The organism is Synechococcus sp. MEDNS5, assembly GCF_014279875.1.
GTDB lineage: Bacteria > Cyanobacteriota > Cyanobacteriia > PCC-6307 > Cyanobiaceae > Synechococcus_C.
Genome location: NZ_CP047952.1, coordinates 2,148,585 through 2,167,277 on the forward strand (window position 1 = coordinate 2,148,585; position 18,693 = coordinate 2,167,277).

General features: G+C 52.2%; 19 protein-coding genes. 8 read left to right on the forward strand and 11 right to left on the reverse strand.

The window, feature by feature from the left end:
• Positions 1-64 precede the first annotated feature (64 nt).
• The 5 genes from SynMEDNS5_RS11605 to SynMEDNS5_RS11625 are packed head-to-tail and all read left to right on the forward strand — an operon-like array spanning position 65 to position 5,077.
• Entirely contained in the window at positions 65-967 is a 903-nt protein-coding gene (locus tag SynMEDNS5_RS11605) for an HlyD family efflux transporter periplasmic adaptor subunit (protein WP_186583505.1), read from the forward strand.
• Positions 964-2,163: an ABC transporter permease DevC gene (gene devC, locus SynMEDNS5_RS11610; RefSeq protein WP_186583506.1), complete on the forward strand. Its 1,200-nt coding sequence runs from the start codon at positions 964-966 to the stop codon at positions 2,161-2,163. The genes SynMEDNS5_RS11605 and devC overlap by 4 nt, the downstream gene beginning before the upstream one ends.
• 6 nt (positions 2,164-2,169) lie before the next feature.
• On the forward strand, positions 2,170-2,895 hold the full coding sequence (locus SynMEDNS5_RS11615; RefSeq protein ID WP_186583507.1) for an ATP-binding cassette domain-containing protein: 726 nt from the start codon (positions 2,170-2,172) through the stop codon (positions 2,893-2,895).
• Between the two features lie 20 nt (positions 2,896-2,915).
• A complete protein-coding gene (locus SynMEDNS5_RS11620) occupies positions 2,916-3,881 on the forward strand; it encodes an alpha/beta fold hydrolase (RefSeq protein ID WP_186583508.1) in 966 nt (321 codons plus the stop codon).
• On the forward strand, positions 3,878-5,077 hold the full coding sequence (locus tag SynMEDNS5_RS11625; RefSeq protein WP_186583509.1) for an MFS transporter: 1,200 nt from the start codon (positions 3,878-3,880) through the stop codon (positions 5,075-5,077). Before SynMEDNS5_RS11620 ends, SynMEDNS5_RS11625 begins: the two co-directional genes overlap by 4 nt.
• Here the strand turns inward: SynMEDNS5_RS11625 and SynMEDNS5_RS11630 are convergent.
• The 10 genes from SynMEDNS5_RS11630 to pds form a co-directional block, all read right to left on the reverse strand.
• Positions 5,050-5,466, reverse strand: coding sequence for a VOC family protein (locus SynMEDNS5_RS11630; protein WP_186583510.1), 417 nt, complete (start codon positions 5,464-5,466; stop codon positions 5,050-5,052). The genes SynMEDNS5_RS11625 and SynMEDNS5_RS11630 overlap by 28 nt on opposite strands.
• 45 nt (positions 5,467-5,511) lie before the next feature.
• Positions 5,512-6,561 (reverse strand): aromatic ring-hydroxylating dioxygenase subunit alpha, encoded by a 1,050-nt coding sequence (locus SynMEDNS5_RS11635; RefSeq protein WP_186583511.1) that lies wholly within the window; start codon positions 6,559-6,561, stop codon positions 5,512-5,514.
• Positions 6,562-6,573: 12 nt separating this feature from the next.
• A complete protein-coding gene (locus SynMEDNS5_RS11640; protein WP_186583512.1) occupies positions 6,574-6,852 on the reverse strand; it encodes a hypothetical protein in 279 nt (92 codons plus the stop codon).
• Positions 6,849-7,619, reverse strand: coding sequence for a MinD/ParA family protein (locus SynMEDNS5_RS11645; RefSeq protein WP_186583513.1), 771 nt, complete (start codon positions 7,617-7,619; stop codon positions 6,849-6,851). The genes SynMEDNS5_RS11640 and SynMEDNS5_RS11645 overlap by 4 nt, the downstream gene beginning before the upstream one ends.
• 76 nt (positions 7,620-7,695) lie before the next feature.
• On the reverse strand, positions 7,696-9,180 hold the full coding sequence (locus tag SynMEDNS5_RS11650) for a TolC family protein (RefSeq protein WP_186583514.1): 1,485 nt from the start codon (positions 9,178-9,180) through the stop codon (positions 7,696-7,698).
• A gap of 146 nt (positions 9,181-9,326) precedes the next feature.
• Entirely contained in the window at positions 9,327-10,268 is a 942-nt protein-coding gene (locus SynMEDNS5_RS11655) for a phytoene synthase (protein WP_186583515.1), read from the reverse strand.
• Between the two features lie 2 nt (positions 10,269-10,270).
• Entirely contained in the window at positions 10,271-11,302 is a 1,032-nt protein-coding gene (locus tag SynMEDNS5_RS11660; protein ID WP_186583516.1) for a response regulator, read from the reverse strand.
• Positions 11,302-11,676 carry a response regulator gene (locus tag SynMEDNS5_RS11665; RefSeq protein ID WP_186583517.1) on the reverse strand — a complete coding sequence of 125 codons (375 nt, stop codon included), beginning with the start codon at positions 11,674-11,676 and terminating at the stop codon, positions 11,302-11,304. The genes SynMEDNS5_RS11660 and SynMEDNS5_RS11665 overlap by 1 nt, the downstream gene beginning before the upstream one ends.
• The gene (locus tag SynMEDNS5_RS11670) at positions 11,673-14,348 is read right to left on the reverse strand and encodes a Cache 3/Cache 2 fusion domain-containing protein (protein WP_186583518.1); all 2,676 of its coding nucleotides are present in this window, start codon (positions 14,346-14,348) and stop codon (positions 11,673-11,675) included. Before SynMEDNS5_RS11670 ends, SynMEDNS5_RS11665 begins: the two co-directional genes overlap by 4 nt.
• 5 nt (positions 14,349-14,353) lie before the next feature.
• Entirely contained in the window at positions 14,354-15,775 is a 1,422-nt protein-coding gene (pds, locus tag SynMEDNS5_RS11675) for a 15-cis-phytoene desaturase (protein WP_186583519.1), read from the reverse strand.
• Positions 15,776-15,882: 107 nt separating this feature from the next.
• Here pds and SynMEDNS5_RS11680 point away from each other — a divergent pair, with 107 nt between their 5' ends.
• Both SynMEDNS5_RS11680 and SynMEDNS5_RS11685 read left to right on the forward strand, forming a co-directional pair.
• On the forward strand, positions 15,883-16,230 hold the full coding sequence (locus SynMEDNS5_RS11680) for an NAD(P)H-quinone oxidoreductase subunit M (RefSeq protein ID WP_186583520.1): 348 nt from the start codon (positions 15,883-15,885) through the stop codon (positions 16,228-16,230).
• A complete protein-coding gene (locus SynMEDNS5_RS11685; protein WP_186583521.1) occupies positions 16,227-16,859 on the forward strand; it encodes a DUF3172 domain-containing protein in 633 nt (210 codons plus the stop codon). Before SynMEDNS5_RS11680 ends, SynMEDNS5_RS11685 begins: the two co-directional genes overlap by 4 nt.
• On the opposite strand, the gene SynMEDNS5_RS11690 is transcribed toward SynMEDNS5_RS11685, so the two are convergent.
• Positions 16,850-17,854: a LysR family transcriptional regulator gene (locus SynMEDNS5_RS11690; RefSeq protein ID WP_186583522.1), complete on the reverse strand. Its 1,005-nt coding sequence runs from the start codon at positions 17,852-17,854 to the stop codon at positions 16,850-16,852. The genes SynMEDNS5_RS11685 and SynMEDNS5_RS11690 overlap by 10 nt on opposite strands.
• Before the next feature lie 131 nt (positions 17,855-17,985).
• Here SynMEDNS5_RS11690 and SynMEDNS5_RS11695 point away from each other — a divergent pair, with 131 nt between their 5' ends.
• Positions 17,986-18,687, forward strand: coding sequence for an NnrU family protein (locus SynMEDNS5_RS11695; RefSeq protein WP_186585995.1), 702 nt, complete (start codon positions 17,986-17,988; stop codon positions 18,685-18,687).
• Positions 18,688-18,693 lie beyond the last annotated feature (6 nt).

The window sequence follows — 18,693 nt, forward strand, 5'->3', positions numbered from 1 at the left end:
ATTCCAGTTACCTTATCCAGGCATGCATTAGTCTGCAGCGCTATTGCACACCCGTGTTTCAACGATGACAGAGCAGTCCGCAAGACGCGGCGTCATCCGCGGCACGTTGATCACTGTTGGAATTGTTGGCGTCGGCGCGCTTGGCTGGACGGTTTTCAAACCCAGCCCGGCTCCCAAGCCCGTGGTGAGTCGTCCTCAGCAGGTCACGGCCCTCGGACGTCTGATGCCTGAGGGGGGGCTCGTTCCACTCTCCATTCCCGCAGGAACGGCTGGGGGCAACGAAGTGGTTAAGCAATGGTTTGCAGGGGAAGGTGACCCCATTCGCAAGGGTCAAACGCTTGCCAGGCTGAGCAGCTTTCAGGAGCTGCAGGCCGCAGTCGTTCAGGCCCAATCCAAGCTTCAAAGCACAGGAGCCTTGCTCCCGTTCCTCAAGATCAGCCAGAGCCGAGGCAAGGAACTATTCCAAGGTGGAGCAATCTCCGAAGAAGAGCTTGCAAAGACAACTGCGAGCATTTTGGAAAAACAAGCTGATGTCGAGGGAGCTCGCGCCTCCCTTGCTCAAGCCAAAAGCCAGCTGAAAGCCGCGGAGGTTCGCTCTCCACTAGATGGTCGGCTGATCAGGATTTACAGCTGGCCAGGGATGAAGGAGAGCGAGGAAGGACTTGCGGTGGTTGGTCGCACCGGATCAATGCAAGCCTGGGTCCAGGTCTTCCAGACAGACGTTGAGCGTTTACAGATCGGACAGAAAGCTTCGATCACCGCTGAGACAGGAGGATTTCCCGGGAAAGTTCAGGGCACACTCAAATCCATCATCGGCAAGGTCTCGGAACGTGACTTGTTTGCTGTCGCGGCCAACAACGATGTCAACGCGAGGGTGGTTCTTGTGAAACTCGATCTCGAGCCGAGCCCAGATCTCCAGCTGGATCGCCTCAGCGGTCTGAATGTGACAGCGCGCTTCGAACCATGACAGGCGGTGGTGGATGGAAATCTCGGCTGAACTTGCACGATTTGCCTTTGGCATGGCTGCAGCTGAAGCGCCAACCGGTCCGTTACCTGGTTGCTGTCACCGGAATTGGCTTCGCCGCATTGCTGATGTACATGCAGCTCGGATTTCAGTCCGGCCTGCTCAAAAGCGCCACCACCTTCTACAACGCGCTCGACACCGACCTCGTTCTGATCAGCCCCGCAACCGTCAATAGCGGTAGTTACCAGCAGTTTCCACAATCACAGCTGTTTCAGGCCCTTGGGCTGCGCGGCATCAAGGAAACCGTCCCTCTCTACATCGCCAACATCAACGCTCAACAACTTGAGGGAGTCAAACCAACGTCACTACGGATGATCGGCTACGACCCTGATCTCACGGTCTTGAATGTTCCCGAGATCAACGCGCAGAGCGATCTACTGAAAACACCAGGATTCGTTCTCTTCGACACCCTCGGCATTGCAATCAAAACAGGCCCTGTGGGCAAAACCTTCAAAGCTGATGGCCCGCTCGACATGATTCTGTCTAACTTCGAGAAGACCTTCCGCATCAAGGGGCTGTTCCAGCTGGGCTCAACATTTGTTGCAGACAGCAATTTAATTGGCAGCGAGGCGACAGCTCTCCAGCTTGCGTCCAGACAAATCAACCTTGGAGAAATTTCCCTGGGGCTGATTCGTGTGGATAATCATTCTGAAATCCCGAGAATCCAGAGAGATCTAAGATCGCTTTACGGAAATGAGCTTCAGGTTCTAACCAAGCCTGAACTGATCACTCAAGAGCGGGACTATTGGAATAATGTTTCGTCCTTTGGCGTCATCTTCGGCTTCGGAACAATTATGGGACTTCTCGTGGGAGGCGTGGTTGTTTATCAAGTTCTCTACACCGATGTCAGCGATCACCTCAAGGAGTACGCCACGCTTAAAGCCATGGGGTTTTCCGATCAGTTTATTCTGATCGTCGTGATTCAGGAAGCCGTACTCCTTGGTGCCTCCGCATTCATTCCTGCCACGATTCTCAGCGCCATCCTCTACGCAGCGCTGACGGCCGTATCCGGCATCCAATTACAAATGACTTTTGACAAATCTCTGCTGGTTGGTGCACTCACCATCAGCGTCTGCGCTATCGCCTCCGCAATCGCAATCCGCAAACTGCGTGATGCAGATCCGGCATCCGTTTTCTGAATGTCCATGCAGAACTCCTCTCCGAACACACCAGTGATCCGAACGGAGAACCTTTGTCACAGCTATGGCAAAGGAGAGTTGCGAACCCAAATCCTGCATGATCTGACATTTGATGTGAGGCGTGGTGAAATCACCCTGTTGGTCGGCCCCTCAGGTAGCGGAAAGAGCACGCTGCTAACCCTGATTGGCGCCCTGAGGTCGGTGGAAGAAGGATCAATCCAGGTTCTTGGCCAGGAACTGAAAGGTGCTGATGAAACGGTCTTGATGCAGACACGTCGGAGGATCGGCTTCATCTTCCAGAGCCACAACCTGGTGTCTTCACTGACCGTGCTGCAGAACGTACAAATCCTGCTTCAGCTCACGGAACCGAAACCGCAGGAGCGCCGTGAAAAAGCCATGGCCTTACTGGAGGCCGTGGGACTGAGCCACCGGCTACATCATTTCCCCGAAGAACTGTCCGGAGGTCAGCGTCAGCGGGTGGCGATTGCCAGAGCTCTCGCCCCCGAACCGGAGTTGGTGCTAGCAGACGAACCGACAGCGTCCCTCGACAGCCGCTCTGGCCAGGATGTAGTGGAACTTCTCGGCAACCTTTGCCGCGATCGTGGCAGTGCCGTGCTCCTGGTGACGCACGACCTCAGACTTCTCAATGATGCTGACCGCATCTGGGCCATTGAAGATGGCCGTGTCAAAGCCTGGACTGAATCCAGCGGCAATGTCGTGCAGACTCACTGAGCCGCATTAAGGTTCCAATCGTGCCCGCCAGTGCCAGAGCAGCCATATTCCCTGATCACTGGATCAAGGATGGAACCTGGAACAACCACGGGATCAGCTGGATCGAGACAGAGCATCGAAAAGGTGAAAGAACCGCGCTTCTCATTCACGGTTTCGGGGCCTGCAAAGAACACTGGCGGCACAACGTCACGGCCCTGACTGGGGAACACCGCGTTGTTGCTCTCGACTTGCTGGGCTTTGGAACGAGCGACAAGCCACCTTCCATCCTTGATGGTGAACAACCCAACCCTGAGGGTGTGCGCTACAGCATCGACCTTTGGGCCAATCAGGTGGTGGATTTCATTGAGCACCATGGGCTTGCCGATGTTGCTCTGATCGGCAATTCGATTGGTGGTGTGGTCGCGCTACGCGCTGCCGAAATCCTTGAGGAACGCGACCAACCTGCGGCAATGGTTGTGCTGATCGACTGTGCTCAGCGTGCAATCGACGACAAACGCGTTTCGGAACAACCACCCTTCAGAGCCTTCAGTCGCCCCCTGCTGAAACAACTCGTACGGCAACGCTGGCTGACACGCTCGCTTTTCCTGAGCTTGGCACGACCCGGGGTGATCCGAAGAGTTCTTCAGTTGGCTTACCCCACTGGCGCTTCCGTGGACGACACTCTGGTGGAGGTTCTTCACCGAGCAGCACGCAGTCCTGGAGCAACCGAATCCTTTCGCGGTTTCATTAACCTCTTCAACGATCACCTCGCCCCCGATGTTCTTCAGAGACTCCAAACACCGGTGAGGATGATCTGGGGAGAGGCCGATCCCTGGGAGCCGCTCAGCCAGGCTCAACAATGGACGCGCTTCGCATGTGTACGCGAACTCACGGTCATTCCATCCCTGGGTCACTGCCCGCACGATGAGGGGCCTAAGCAGGTCAATCCAGTCCTGCAGCGAATGCTCAACCCCAATGGCAGCCCTGCCGCGGAGCAAAACTCTTGAACAAAAAAGTCCTTCTCGTTCTCTGCCTTGTGGTGGCAGTGGATGCCGCCAGCTTCGGCCTGCTGCTGCCCGTTGTGCCGTTCTTCGTGCATCAGCTCACCGGCTCCTTCAACGCCATTGCTGTAACCAGTGTCACGGCGACCTACTCAGGCCTGCAATTCATCGGCGCACCGGTGATCGGACGATTATCCGATCGTTGGGGTCGGCGCAGTGTTCTCACGGTCACCGTGGCCATCAGTGCAGTCGCTCTGATCGGTCAGGCACTCTCCTCCTCGCTTCTGATCCTTCTGTTGTTCTCTGCCTTGAATGGCGCATCTTCCGGTGTCTTTGCAATCTCCCAGGCTCTGGTTGCTGACACCGTCGAGGATCGCAATCAACGCACCGTTGGATTCGGAGCGATCGGTGCAGCCCTAGGACTTGGCTTCATCATCGGACCTGGAATCGGTGGGGCACTCGGGGCCATTGATCCACGCTTTCCCTTTGTCGTGGCATCAGCTTTTTGCCTGTTGAATGTGGTCTTGATTCGCCTTTATCTCCCAAAAGCGTCGAATGCCAAACAACAACAAACCGTAACGTCCACAGAAAAAGCGACGAATCCTCTATTCACCCGAGGGAACCATCGCTTAAAAAAGCTCATCAGCATCTATTTTCTCTTTTACCTGGGCTTCAGTGCCTTCTCCGGCATCTTCGTACTGGCAGCCAAAGATCGTTTCAACTGGGGCCCTCAACCCACCTCCTTGGTGCTCGTGTATGTCGGAGTGGTTGCCGTGGTAGTACAAGGTGCGCTGCTTCCTCGCCTGCTGAAGGCCATACGTCCCGACAAACTCTCGATTATCGGGCTCAGCCTTGTTGCCATCGCCATTTTGGGAGTGTCCGTCATCAGCGAAGGACGTGATCTCTATGCGACCCAACTCCTGTTTGCGGGGGGCGTCGGACTCAGCACCCCTGGCCTGCGCTCAGCAATGTCCCTTTGTGTCAACGAAAATCAACAGGGAGTGCTTGGAGGCATGACCCAGTCGGTGGTGAGTCTGACCTCCCTGATCGGTCCACTACTTGCAGGTCAAATGTATGAATCAGCCGGCTACGGAGCCACATTCCAGTCCCAGGCTGTTTTGGTATTTATTGCGGTCGGTCTTTTGGCCTCCATGCCAAGACTGCCGGCTGCTCATCAGGCTGTAAAGACACCCTCGGCATAACCGATCAACTCGATCTGGTGGCCATCAGGATCTGACAGAAAGAGGGCACGGCAGCGAGGGCCGTAATCAAAAGCTGAAATCGATAGCCCTAGTGATTCGAGTCTCTTCTGAATGTCGTCGAGGCAGGTATAAGTGATGCGAAATGCCACATGACGCATCGCCACAGTGCTGTGGTCAGGCACTGGTTTGAGCTGAGCACTATCCCCGGGAAAGAGATTCAAATAGTTGCCTTCGGCAATACGCAGAAGGAAGGGCGGTCCCTGCTGGAGTCCTTCCATTGCAGCGGGCTTAAAGCCCAGCACGTCCTCATACCAGCGCATGGACCGTTGAGGATCACTCACGGTGAGAGCCACATGATCAAGGGCTTCGATCGAGAGAGAAGAGGCCATGGATTGGGCAGAAACGATGAGGGGTGAACAGCAGCCAAAGGTCGATTACCGGAAGAGTCCGGCATCGCGCTTTTCTCGCAGCATGCGGCGAAGGGCAAGGGTTGAGACATCACTAGCGACCAAGAGATCGCCATGTCCATCGAGATCAGGAATCAAAGGCCTAAGCGTCTCAACCGTGCGTTGATCTTCCGCCATGAAACGGTCGACCCGTCCGCGCGCGTTGCTGTCGGCCAGAGGGCTGCGCAGAAAAGAACGGAAGTGGCGCCAGAGGTTGCGGGTTGTGGTCCCATCAACTGGAACGTGGGCCGTAAGCAGCGAAATCTGGAAATCACCGAAGACGACGCGAACCAGGGATACATTCGCTAACCAGAGCTGGATGTGCTGCTCCCCGCCGTCATCAGAGGAAACTGAGGCGCCTTGCTCGTCACCTTGGTTAAACCAGGCACGCAATCCTCGGCCCTGATCAGCGCGATAGTGACGGTCTCTTGGAGCCAGGACCCTCTCATACACACTGTCATCCTTTGCCCACTGCTCAACGGGCATCAGCTGGTCCGGCGCCATCGCCCCGAAGCTCCCGCTGTGCACAAATGGCGCATGGGTGAGATCCATGAAAGCCTCGAGGACCCGCATCCAGTGGGCCTTCCACTCCACGGAGCCTTCGAGAGACCGCCAGGAGCGATCTCCATCCTCTGGGACTGGACCGACCATCGGCAAAGAGGGCAACTCCTCAGGAGAGGACTGAGCGTCAGGATCCCACCAGATCCAGATGAAGCCAACGGACTCAAGACAGTGGAGTGAGGACGCTTGGGCCCGGCGGGGGATGGACTGCGAGCTGTCCTGGGCCGGAATCTTGCTGCAATGGCCATCCGCCTGAAAACACCAGCCGTGATAAGGGCAAGCCAAGCCCTGATCACCCACAAGTCCGGCACTGAGGCTCGCTCCCTTGTGGGGGCAACGGTCAAACAGGACGGAAAGCTGGCCGTCAGGAGCTCTCCAGATAGCAAACGCCTGACCATGGAAGTCAAGACGGCGCACAGAGCCTGCGGGAACCGCGGATGAATGCTCAACGGCGTACCAGGAGCGAGTCAGCTGCATGGTGGTGAGGGCTTAAGAACCGAGATGGGTTTTCCAGACGTCGGTATCCGCGGAGGAGATGAACCAGCGCCGATCCTGCAAAGCCTTGAGAAGGCTAGTAGCGGACTCGCTCTCTAAAGCCAGACCCCAGTCAGAGTCAAGACATTGGCGAAGTTCGGTAGTGGAGAGTCCACGGCGCAAACCCTTTTTAAGCAGGCGGCGGAGAGGGGCATGGTCCAGCTGAACCATCAGAGCCATGGTGAGAGGCCCTCGGGGCAGGGCCTCCAGATCAGGGAAAGCACCTTCAGTCATGCCGAAGGAGACGCCTCCATGAGCGCTTTGCAAAGATCTCTGACTGCAGTGGACCAGGTGTGGTTGGGAAATTCAAGAACAGCAAGTCCACCACTGGCTAGGGTAAGTAAATCTTCACTCAGAGGAAGAATTGATCCAATATTCACCTCATAACTTTCCTGCATACGCAAGCGAACTTCATCTCGACTGAATTGGCTTGGCAACTTATTCATTACAAGCTGGATGTTTGCGACATCCAATCGTTGCGCCACCTCAATAGCGACAGCAGTCCCAAGATAATCCTGACTATCTGGACGCATGACCATGACCAAATAATCAGCAATGGCAGCGGAAAGCAACGTCTCCTCGTTAATTCCAGGATGAGTATCTACAATGACATAATCTAATTTAAGAGAGTCTGCCAAGGCGAAGATCGCATCATTCAATTTTTCAACCTGATAGCCTTCTCGAAGCAATCGTGCAATTCGATCGCTATCCATCGAGGCCGGAGCAAGGAACACATGTCCCTTTGCCGCTTTGACGGGAGCCGGCGTTACCTCATGAACACAATCCTTGATGGCTGCATCTTCCTGGAGAAAATCATTCAGGCAAAGATTGCCTGCCTCATGGGTATAACCAAAAAGAACATGAACACCTGGCGAAGCCAGATCTGTGTCAAATACAGCGACACGCTGGCCTTGGAGCCCCAGACTTGTAGCCAGATTCGCAGTGAGGTTGGATTTTCCCGTGCCTCCTCTAAAAGAGTGAACAGCAATGATCTGCGTCATGGAGACTCCTGGGAGGAAAAGGCTGCATTATTTAGGAGACAGGTTAACTGGCATCACCGAAAAATTCACGAAACCTTTATCCGTCTGAGTTGAAGGAGTTTTTCGCCCTTCGCAGGATTGAAGTCAGTCCCAACTCAGACAAGGGATCACCAACCTTTTGAGCCAAGCCTGGGTCAGCTGCAAAAGTCAGCCCGCTAGCACGCGAAAGATTGACGAGAGCAAGATTGTAATCGGAAAGCTGACTGATATAGGATTCGACGGCCTGGGTAAGATCTTGCTGAGACTGCACGACATCAGTAATCGTTCCGTAGCCTGCATTGAATCGAAGCGACTGAAGCTTTAATGCCGTTGATGCAGCTTGAACCCTCTGCGAAGCTACGATGAGAGCTTCTCTGCCCTCAACCGACTGAGAAAAGTACTCCCGCACTTCTTCAATCACGGAATTAATCGATTGCTGAGCTGCAGCCTGTGCAGATTTTGCACGCTTGCGTGATGCTGAAGCATCCATGCGTGCACGCCCACCGTCGAAGCCCGTTAAAGTAACTTGAATGACAGATTCGGAATTCCAAAAATCACTTCGCCCTGTTTCGATAATCCAAGGAGAGCCAGAACTTGGGAAACCTAAATTTTTAGTCCAATAAAGTGAATTAACAAGTTCAATTGTTGGCCGATAAATAGCCAAATCAATCTGCGCCTGCATTTCATTTTGCTGAGCAATCGAAAGATTTTTAACAATCACCTGACGGTAATCCAGGGCCGAATCGATCGTTTCATCAATAGATACCTGCCAAGAGCCTAGAGGACTGAGCGCTTCGCTAGGATTGATTTTGTTTGCCCTTGGATCATTCAATAAGGCAGCTAGCTCGGCCTGTGCAACCATCGAACTACTTTTGGAATTCACAAGATTGACTTGATCAGTTCTTAGAACAGTCAACTGCTTAGCGACATCAAGCTCAGACGAGACGCCAAGCTTTTTCCTGGACTTTGCAAGATCGAGCAGCAGCAAATCATTCTCGACAAGCTGTTCACTAGTGAGGATAGATGCAAGGAACTTCTGCAACCGCACATAAGCTTGTTGCGTCTGCAGGGCGTAATCGCGGCGGGAAATGACATAATCGCTTCCGGCTTCTTTAACAAGATACTTACCCTTCCAGATTTGGGGCTGACGCGCAGGATCATAGATCTTCCAATTCAAATCCAGAGTTTGCACACCTTGAAGGTAACTACTTGTGTAAGAGCGAGCGAAAAGATAAGAAGGGAGATCGCTCGCAGACGCCCCATAGTCGGAATAAATCGAGGTATCAATACCACTGTTTGCACCTGCATAGTTATAGTAAGAATTTTGATTGTAATTACCAAAATTGAGATTAAAGCTCAATACAGGCCACCATGTTGCGAAGTCGGAACCCAGTGAGTCTTGAGCAGCCTTAAATGATTGAAAATTTTCAAGAATGACAGGATTTCTTTCTTCGGCCAAGCGAACAGCTGTCTGCATATCGAGGTCTTTGAGGACCTCCTCAGGGATCGAAGGCGAAACGGTCTGTGGCAACCGACGGCTCACTGGCCAAGACCCAGTAATCGTCTCGATTGATGAAGCAGTTGGGAGCTCTTGTTCAGCACGAACTCTGCCACAACTAGAAACCTCCAGCAAAAGCAATGCAGCGTTGAGTAAGGCAAACGAAGATATGAGTTTCACACAAAAGAATCTCATTTTGCTTGCGATAGAATAAAGGAAAAAGGCAAATCAATGAGTTTGCGATATCGCGGCACAAAAGCACGATAATTAAATACATCATAATCGTTATTTTCGATTCTTGATAGAATTCCACGATACAGTCGCAAAGATGTCCATACGGGCCAGCGAGCGTCAGGCGCCAGAAAACGGACACCCGACTCAGAGCGCTTGAACCAATCACGAGCACGTTGGATCTGAAAAGCCATCAGATTTCGCCATTGATCATTGATGACACCATCAAGAAGTTCAGATTCAGAGTATCCAAAACCATTGATTTCATCTAGGGGCAAATAAATTCTACCTCGTTGTCGATCTTCACCGACATCACGAAGAATATTCGTGAGTTGGTTGGCAATTCCTAAAGCAACTGCTGCGCCTGAGGTTTCAGCCTCTTCACTCCACGGTGCTGATGTGTAGCAGTCATCAATTCCCATCACCTTTTCAGACATTAAACCAACAGTGCCAGCAACTCGATAACAGTACAATTGCAAATCTGAAAAAGACTCATAGCGCAGACTAGTTAAATCCATGCGCATCCCATCAATCATGTCGAGATAAGGCTGGAGCGGTTGGGAAAAACGGTGAATCGTATCAACCATGACTTTGTCCAACCAAGTATCAACGCGGCCTTCAAACATCGCGCGGGTGTGGTGCTCCCAGGCGTCCAATTCAGCCAATAATTGCTCTTTTGGCTTGGACAGAGCTTCAGGACTGTCCATGATTTCATCTGTGCGTCTGCACCACACATAAATAGCCCAGATTGCTTGCCGTTTTTCTACCGGCATCAGCAAAGTGCCAAGATAAAAAGTTTTCGCCCATTCTTCAGTCTCTGCTCGACACCGTTCAAAGGCCTCCTTCAAAGAAAGAGGAGTGGCATCAGGCATAACCGATGAAAAGGACGATACCGAAGCCATCATCAGGCACCAAGCTGCTGACGTCGTTGGCGCATCAACCGAGCACGTTCCGATAGTGACTGGAAAGCAGGATCGCTAGTGATGGCTTTGACCTGCGAAACAACAGATTGACGGCTGATCTTAACCTCTAGCTTCTGAATTGTCACATGCAAAGCCGTGTCATTTTCGACCAGCACAGATGCAATCTCAGAAACATGGCTGAGCAAGCGCGTCACGTTGGGATCATGGCTGGACGAACCCGACAGTTCACTGATCACTGACTGCGCTTGATCAATCTGAGCTCGTACACGTAATTGCGCCTCTTTGAGGTTTTCGTAAAGCGTTAAGTCGTCGTCATAACGGAACTTTTTTTCCAGAGATGAGTCAACCCGTGCCCGCAGCAATGTGAGATTGCAGGGCTTTGGCAGGTAATCATCAGCACCAGAATTGATGCAACGGATCACCACATCGATATCATCCAATCCAGAAATCATAATCACTGGAATCACAGAGAACTGATGATTATCTTTTAAATACTCCAGAACCTCTTCTCCATTTAAGCGAGGCATCTGCACATCCAAAAGAATCAAGTCGAAAGGCTTCTCTTTAACGGTATTAACCGCAATCTCACCATCTTCAGCCGTTGAAACGACGTGGCCTTGTCGTGATAATGATGCAACAAGCAGATCCCTGTTGCTTGCATTATCATCAACAACTAAAATTCGCCCTTTTCGACCCGAAAGGCGATCTGACGAACGCAGATGTTGTTTATTTGATTGATTAGTTTTGAGCTGAACAACAGATCCTGATGACTCGTTTGTCGAAGAATGCTTTTCAGCCTGTAATTCCTGAGGTGTTAATCGGCTGCGGATCATCTCCAACAGAACAAGGGCGGAATCCTTAATCTTGGAGAGATCTTCAGTCGCGATATCTTCTCCTGCATCCAGTTCTTCAGTTAAAAGCTCGCTGTAACCAACAATTTGGTTGATCGGATTATAAAGGTCGTGGCGTAGAAGCCTCAGATTTGTCTCTTCAGAAATGGAATGATCAGACATCATGAAGCGCTCCTTTCCAGCAGTAGGTTGATTTTCTCAAGCAAACGGGGCAACTCAATTGGCTTGGTATCAAAATCATCACACCCAGCACTGAGACAGGCTTCACGGTCTTGCATCATGGCATGGGCCGTCAAAGCAATGACTGGGATAGCTTGAGTTTGTGGATCATCTTTTAATCGTCGCGTCGCATCGAAGCCATCGATCACCGGCAAACCGATGTCCATCAAAATCAAATCAGGGTGCAGCGCATTGGCGCGTTCGATGGCAGCAGCGCCATCGCAGGCAATTTCAACTATGAAGCCCTTACGCGTAAGCCGACGCGACAGCATATCGCGGTTCAACTCGTTATCTTCAACAAGTAAGATCACTGTCATGGCGTTGATGGTACCTTGGTAGAGATAGTAATGAGTTCTTCGATAACAGAGACAAGCAAATGAACACTATCATTGGTTAATGGAAGCCAACGCGTGCCTACAGAATCTAACCTCACGAGAACGTCATGCGATAAATTGTTTGAAGAAATAGCCACAAGCGGCAATTCTCTTGCATTGTAATGTTCTCGAACTCGCTCAATCATGGAGAGTGTTTCTTGTAAGCGGTAGGTCATATCCACGATCATGAGGTGTGGACGATGCTTCAAAACAGAAGCTTCCATTGCATCTGGTTCTTGCTCTATGGTGAGATGGAATGGAATATTTTGCAGAGACTCAAGCTTTTTCTGAATCATCAGACTGAGTTCAGAGCAATTTTGCAACAAGGCAACATCCAAATGATTCGTTTTATGGCTGATGCTCACACGATTTAAGATTGATTCCAATCGATCCCAATCAATCGGTTTCTGCAGACAACCAGCAGCACCGAGCATCGCAGACAATTTTTGAGTATCGTCTCGGCTAACAACAACAACCGGCAATGAAGACAACTTCCGATTACTTTTGACCATGGCGAGAACATTCCATTCCTCTGATCTTGAAGTGTTGATATCCACGATCAAAGCGTCAGGCTGGATGCTGACGATCGATTCAAATCCAGTTTCGGAGTTTGGAACACCAAAAACCTCAAAATTATTTTTTTTCAAGAAACGCTTTATTAGATCCATGGAATTTTGATCATCATCAGCAACAACGATTTTTCTACAGCTTGCTGATGAAGAACTCGTCTCAGCACTTTGAGAGTTGTCTTGGAGTTGATCTGTAGAAGCATGAGTATCTGAGGTCTCTTCAGAGACTTCAGACGATGCATAACGTGGAAGAATCATCGTAAACGTGCTACCCACACCCGACGAACTCTGAACATTGATATCACCACCCATTAAGCGACTGAGTTTCCTACTGAGTGACAAACCAAGTCCAGTTCCTCCATATTGGCGTGTCGTGCTTGCGTCTGCTTGACTGAAATCATTAAACAGCTTTGCTTGCTGCTTCTCTGTCATGCCGATTCCAGTATCGATAACTGAGAATGAAACTTGGGGCACACCAGCTTCAGAGTTGAAGAGCTTGCAAGACAAACGTACAGTACCGTTCTCAGTGAACTTACAAGCATTGCCGATGAGGTTGATGAGAGACTGACGGACCTTTGTTACATCCAGATAAATCATATCATCATCTCGAGAAGGTCTTTCACAAACAAATTGATTCTTATTTTTTTGAGCAAGAGGCTCAGCCGTCGCGCAAACATCGTCTAAAACTTGATTGACAGAAAAACTTTCATTATAAACAGTCATTTTTCCTGCCTCGATTTTCGAAAGATCAAGAACGCCATTGATCAAGCTCAAAAGATGGCGACCCGAGGACAATATTTTTTCCAAGTCATCAACAAAATCGCTTGGCTCCAACTCTTCTGACTCTTCGATCAGCATTTCGCTGTAGCCAATAATTGCATTCATCGGCGTACGAAGCTCATGGCTCATATTCGCCAAAAACTCGCTTTTGGCTTTACTAGCGAGAAATGCTGTTTTCTTTGCTCGGTGGGCGCGCAAACTTTGGTGTTCTGCTTCGAGACGGAGCTTTTCTGCCTCCAATAATGTCAATTTCAGACGCTTCTCGAAGAACACAGTAACCAAGATCACCAATAACAAAACAAGAGTTATTGGCGCCATCGCTACAAATACAATACGTGCGGCTAAATCGTTAATTTCAGATATTTTTGAACCGACATAAATTTGAAATCCCCATCGCTCGAAAGGATATTGTTGTATGTCAAAGCCGTCAACCAACTTCTGCTGATTATTATCTTGTCTTGCTTTATCAATAATGCCTTGAATTTTTTCACGCGGCTTACCTACCGTGAGATAAATAATTTCTCCCTTGTTGTCAACAAGAGTCAGAAATCCAAGAGATCCTACCGCTGACGTTTGTATCACTTGGCCGACATCACGAAGCTCTTCCAAGGGATAGCCAACACCCACAGCACCAACCACTACATTCTGCTGATTTTTAATTGGCTTGTATTGATTGATATAAGGCCTACCAAATAGATATTCAATTCCATAGGACTCTTTGCCCTGCAGCAAAAGAGGCTTCACTTTCCCATCTAAACTTAGAACTGTTCCTTGCGCCGACTCTCCACTCTGCTTACGTACAGTAGTTTTGACGCGAACAAACTCTCCGTTCTTAACGAGGAATAATGTTGCTTGAGCACCCAAACCGTCGTTGAGCATGTCAAAGACTCGGTTCAACCTTTGAGAAGTACCATCTTCGAGTCCCTTCAACGAATTAAGAATCAGCTCACGTGATTGTTCGTCAGACTGCGGCGAAGAGGCTTGGCCGTCACTCAATGTGGCGAAGATGAAACTGATATCAGCTTTTAATAAGCTCCGGTAGAAAGAATCAACTAAATCAAGCTGAGCTACTGTTGAGCGAATAAGTTGATCGGTTCTTTCCAAAAAATATTGTTGTGTGCGCTCGCGTAATCGCACATAAGTATAACCAACCGACCCAACGATTAGCGTAGCAACGACTAATATCCAAGTTCGCGACAAACGCTGAACGCGCTCAGAACGAGATTCCGAGGTTCCAATCAGACGTTGCCGTAAAGATCTCAGCATTCAAGCTATCTCACGGAAGCCGTTTGCATTTTCTCGTATGTCCCACCCAATTGATCTTTCTTACAATCCACCGCACCAGCGCAGAGTTTGCCACTCAACACAGCACCTTCCATCGATGCCAGATAACGCTGCATGGTGTAGTCACCGGCAAGGAAGAAATTCTTGATCGGAGTGGTTTGATCTGGCCGCATCTTCTGACAGCCAGGTGTTGTTTTGTAGACCGACAGGGGAGTCTTCACAACTTTGTATTTACGCAGTTGCGCAGGGTTCTCTCCATCGAAATGCATTGGGAAGAGCTTATGAAGCTCACCCATCGTGGCCTCGATGATGTCCTCATCACTACGACCGATCCAATCCTTGGCCGGAGCAAACACCAACTCGAGCATCGAGCGATCAGGATCCTCATACTCCTTGCACGTGATGCTCATGTCGGCATACACACTCAGGAGTGGAGAGCGGCTGAACAGTAGGTGGTCGATATCGGTGAGTTTACGGTCGAACCAGAGATGCAAATTGATCACGGGCACCCCTCGCAGGCCTTCAAGCTTTTGAAAAATGTCCATCTGCTTCCAGGGCTCGGGAAGCAGCAGCTTGAATGGGTCGACTGGCAAGGCGCTGACATAGGCGTCAGCTGTGAGATCAAAACCCTCGTTTCCTTTCACACCGCCGATGTAAAAAGCGGCCACAGAACCATCCTCGTTCAATTTAATTTCCCGTAGTGGGCTATCGAGATGAACTTCTCCCCCCAAGGAACGGATGTGATCGACCATCGGCTCACAAAGGCGCTCAGGAGGTGCGCCATCCAGAAAGGCCATCTGTGAACCGTTTTTCTCCTGCAGGAAACGATTCAGAGCTGTGAGCACCACCGTGGAAGAGATTTCATCGGGGTCGATGAAGTTCAAAGCCTTACTCATGGCCATGAACACTTCATCATTCACACGCTCGGGGATGTTATGGATTTTCAGCCATTCCGTCCATGAGTACTGATCACATTCCTCCACATACCCCTGTCCCCTCAGCATCGCCGGGACCAAGCCCAGGCCGAAACTAATCTTCTCAGGCCAGGTGAGCATGTCGTTGTTGCCAAGAATCGCTGCAACACCGTTGATCGGAGCCGGCAGGTCTGGGAAATCAAAACGGCTGTAGGTACCAGGCTCTTCCGGCTGGTTAAAGATCATCGAGTGGCTTTTCCACTGGAGCCTGTCCTCGATATCAAGCTCCTTAAACAGCTGGAGAATGTTGGGGTAGGCCCCGAAAAAGATATGCAGGCCGGTTTCGTACCAATCCCCATCTTCGTCTTTCCAAGCTGCCACCTTGCCGCCCAGCACGTCGCGGGCTTCCACCACAACAGGCGTGTGACCTGCATCAGCGAGGTATTTGGCACAGGACAGTCCCGCCAGGCCGGCCCCCGCAATAGCGACGCGCATGCTTGAGATCAGAAGTTGAAACCAACCTTAAAAGGAGAGCCTCCTGCTCCGCTTCCTAAAGTCCACTTCAATTCACCCCCGCGGTGCTGAAGCCGCAACGTTGACCCATGGCCGAGACCCTGCTCAAGAGCACCACGCGCCACATCCGCCTCTTCACGGCTCGGGTTGAAAACGGTGATCTGGTCCCTGATCCAGACCAGCTCACGCTGGATCTTGACCCTGACAACGAATTCCTCTGGACTGAGAGCACAGTGACCACGATCCAAACGCGCTTCCGCGACCTAGTTCAGAGCTATGCAGGCCAACCCCTCAACGACTACAACCTGAGGCGCATCGGCACAGAGCTGGAAGGAAGCATCCGCGAGCTCCTTCAAGCTGGAAATCTCAGTTACAACCCTGACTGCAGAGTGATGAACTACTCCATGGGCTTGCCAAGAACCCCCGAACTGCTGTGAGCCGCTCCCCCTACGACCGCCCCCGCGGCGGCAACGACCGTCGCTCCGATGACCGCCGTCGGGCTCCAGATCCCCGACTGGATGAGCGACGCGATGGCCGAGGCTACGGAGGCCCTCCGCCTGGCCCACCGGCCAATGGAGGGATGCGCTTGAACAGCGCAACGGCCGCGATCCTGGCTGGTGTGCTCGTGATTGGAATCGGCATCGGCAGCGCTGTGACCAGCACCACCCAGGGAGACCAAGGCAATATCGCCAGTTCTCAACAGCTCGACATGGCCGTGCCGGATCCTGAGTTTTGCCGGCAATGGGGCGCCAGCGCCTTCGTGATGGACATTGAGATGTACACCACACTCAACCCTTCCAGCAGCTTCGTCACCCAACCCACGCTTCAGCCTGGCTGCGTGATCCGCCGGGAAAACTGGGCTGTGCTGAGAAAGGAAGGTGCCATCACCTCCTCCCAAGAGCGTGAATGCAAGCAGAGGATGAATACCTTTGCCTACATCGGGTCCGTTCGTGACAAACCCGTGGTGCGCTGCGTCTACCAAACCGACATCAGCCAGAACAAGTTTCTGACCCGTGGCGTGGCCGACGACACCGTGGGCATCACCCCTGAAGCTGATCAATTCTGATCTTTGTTCGGCAGGGGGTCGTCCCCTGCCTCCAAAGGCGACGCACTTCCTCTGGCTTGGCGCAGGGGGCTGTCGGCACTCGCAAAGACCGGCAGAACATCCCTGCGAAACGCTTCCGCAGCCCGTGAGCAATAACGCGACGGATTGGTGATCAGCTTCAACTGCCGGCGAACCTGCAGATCCACCACAGCCGGTCGGTGCAATGTGTTCGCCGTCAGCTCCCGCTCAATCGACACCACGGGAAGAAACGCTGCTCCGAGGCCGGCCTGAACAGCATTCTTGATGGCCTCAAAGGAATTGAGCTCCATCTCGATGCGCAGCCGCTGCACATCGAGACCGGACCGGGCCAATAGCTGATCCACCATCTTGCGCGTTGTGGACTGGGCATCCAGGCTCACGAACCCAAGGCGGTAAAGATCGTCCTTGCTGAGCTCCACCAGGCGAGACAGGGGATGTTTGATGGGCAGAACAAGGGCCAGCTCATCGCTGGCGTAAGGCACAACCTGCAGGAGTTCGTTGAGTTCAGCGGGGAGCTCCCCGCCGATGATCGCCAGATCGATTTGACCATTGGCCACGCTCCATCCCGTCCGCCGGGTGCTGTGCACGTGCAGCTGCACCGACACGTAGGGAAATTTTTGCCGGAACAGTCCGATCATCCGCGGCATCAGATAAGTACCGGTGGTCTGGCTAGCGCCCACGAGCAGCGAGCCACCTTTGAGGTCATGAAGATCGTCCAGCGCGCGGCAGGCCTCGTGGCACTGGCTGAGGATCCGATCGCAGTAACTGAGGAGAAGATGGCCCGCTTCGGTGAGCTGAGCCTTGCGTCCACCTCGGTCGAACAGCGACACCTCGAGCTGTTTCTCGAGATTCTGGATCTGGAGGCTCACAGCCGGCTGGGTGACGTAAAGGCTGTCAGCAGCCTTCTTGAAGCTTCCCTCGCTGACGATGGCCCGCAGAATGCGCAGCTGATCCAGAGTGAAGGGCAGATCGGCCATGGAGAGCTGCCTTGAGGCAGCCGGGGCTTGAAAACTGTAAGTGGATCCCTCCCCCAAGCCTCCAGAATCAAAGCTCTCGCAGCATCTCGTTGGCTGAAGTAACTGGCGATCTCCACCACAGCAGCCTGGTGATGGTTCTGCTGCTCTTGGTCTTCGCCATCATTCACAGCGGCGGTGCGGCCCTGCGCAGTCGAGCAGAGGTCAGGATCGGAGCTCGAGCCTGGCGGTTGATCTTTGCCGCTCTGAGTATTCCATCCGCGGTTGTAGTGATCGGCTACTTTCTCGCCCACCGCTACGACGGCATCCGTCTGTGGAATCTCCAGGGGGTGCCTGGAATGGTCCCCGCCGTGTGGATCATGACGGCTATCAGCTTTTTGTTCCTCTACCCAGCCACCTACAACCTGCTGGAAATTCCCGCCGTCCTGAAACCGCAGGTGCGTCTCTACGCCACTGGAATCATCCGCATCAGTCGACACCCCCAAGCTGTTGGACAAATTCTCTGGTGCCTCAGCCACGCCCTCTGGATCGGCAGCAGTTTCATGCTGGTGACCTGTGCAGGTCTGATCGGACATCATCTCTTTGCCGTCTGGCACGGCGACCGTCGCCAGAAGGCTCGGTTCGGGGATGCATTCGAAACACTGCGCTCTGAAACCTCGGTCGTTCCATTCGCGGCGGTTCTCGATGGTCGGCAACAACTGATCTGGGAAGAACTCTTCAGACCAGCTCAGCTGGGGATCACCATTGCCGTGGGAGTGTTCTGGTGGGCGCATCGCTACATCCCAGCCGGAGGGATGGCCTTCCTGCATTCCCGTCTCGGAGAGCTGCTCAACTGAGCTGCT

Coding starts and splice junctions, on each gene's coding strand:
- SynMEDNS5_RS11605 (WP_186583505.1), top strand. CDS start 65: ATGACAGAGCAGTCCGCAAGACGCGGCGTCATCCGCGGCACGTTGATC.
- devC (WP_186583506.1), top strand. CDS start 964: ATGACAGGCGGTGGTGGATGGAAATCTCGGCTGAACTTGCACGATTTG.
- SynMEDNS5_RS11615 (WP_186583507.1), top strand. CDS start 2,170: ATGCAGAACTCCTCTCCGAACACACCAGTGATCCGAACGGAGAACCTT.
- SynMEDNS5_RS11630 (WP_186583510.1), bottom strand. CDS start 5,466: ATGGCCTCTTCTCTCTCGATCGAAGCCCTTGATCATGTGGCTCTCACC.
- SynMEDNS5_RS11635 (WP_186583511.1), bottom strand. CDS start 6,561: ATGCAGCTGACTCGCTCCTGGTACGCCGTTGAGCATTCATCCGCGGTT.
- SynMEDNS5_RS11640 (WP_186583512.1), bottom strand. CDS start 6,852: ATGACTGAAGGTGCTTTCCCTGATCTGGAGGCCCTGCCCCGAGGGCCT.
- SynMEDNS5_RS11645 (WP_186583513.1), bottom strand. CDS start 7,619: ATGACGCAGATCATTGCTGTTCACTCTTTTAGAGGAGGCACGGGAAAA.
- SynMEDNS5_RS11655 (WP_186583515.1), bottom strand. CDS start 10,268: ATGGCTTCGGTATCGTCCTTTTCATCGGTTATGCCTGATGCCACTCCT.
- SynMEDNS5_RS11660 (WP_186583516.1), bottom strand. CDS start 11,302: ATGTCTGATCATTCCATTTCTGAAGAGACAAATCTGAGGCTTCTACGC.
- SynMEDNS5_RS11665 (WP_186583517.1), bottom strand. CDS start 11,676: ATGACAGTGATCTTACTTGTTGAAGATAACGAGTTGAACCGCGATATG.
- SynMEDNS5_RS11670 (WP_186583518.1), bottom strand. CDS start 14,348: ATGCTGAGATCTTTACGGCAACGTCTGATTGGAACCTCGGAATCTCGT.
- pds (WP_186583519.1), bottom strand. CDS start 15,775: ATGCGCGTCGCTATTGCGGGGGCCGGCCTGGCGGGACTGTCCTGTGCC.
- SynMEDNS5_RS11680 (WP_186583520.1), top strand. CDS start 15,883: ATGGCCGAGACCCTGCTCAAGAGCACCACGCGCCACATCCGCCTCTTC.
- SynMEDNS5_RS11690 (WP_186583522.1), bottom strand. CDS start 17,854: ATGGCCGATCTGCCCTTCACTCTGGATCAGCTGCGCATTCTGCGGGCC.
- SynMEDNS5_RS11695 (WP_186585995.1), top strand. CDS start 17,986: ATGGTTCTGCTGCTCTTGGTCTTCGCCATCATTCACAGCGGCGGTGCG.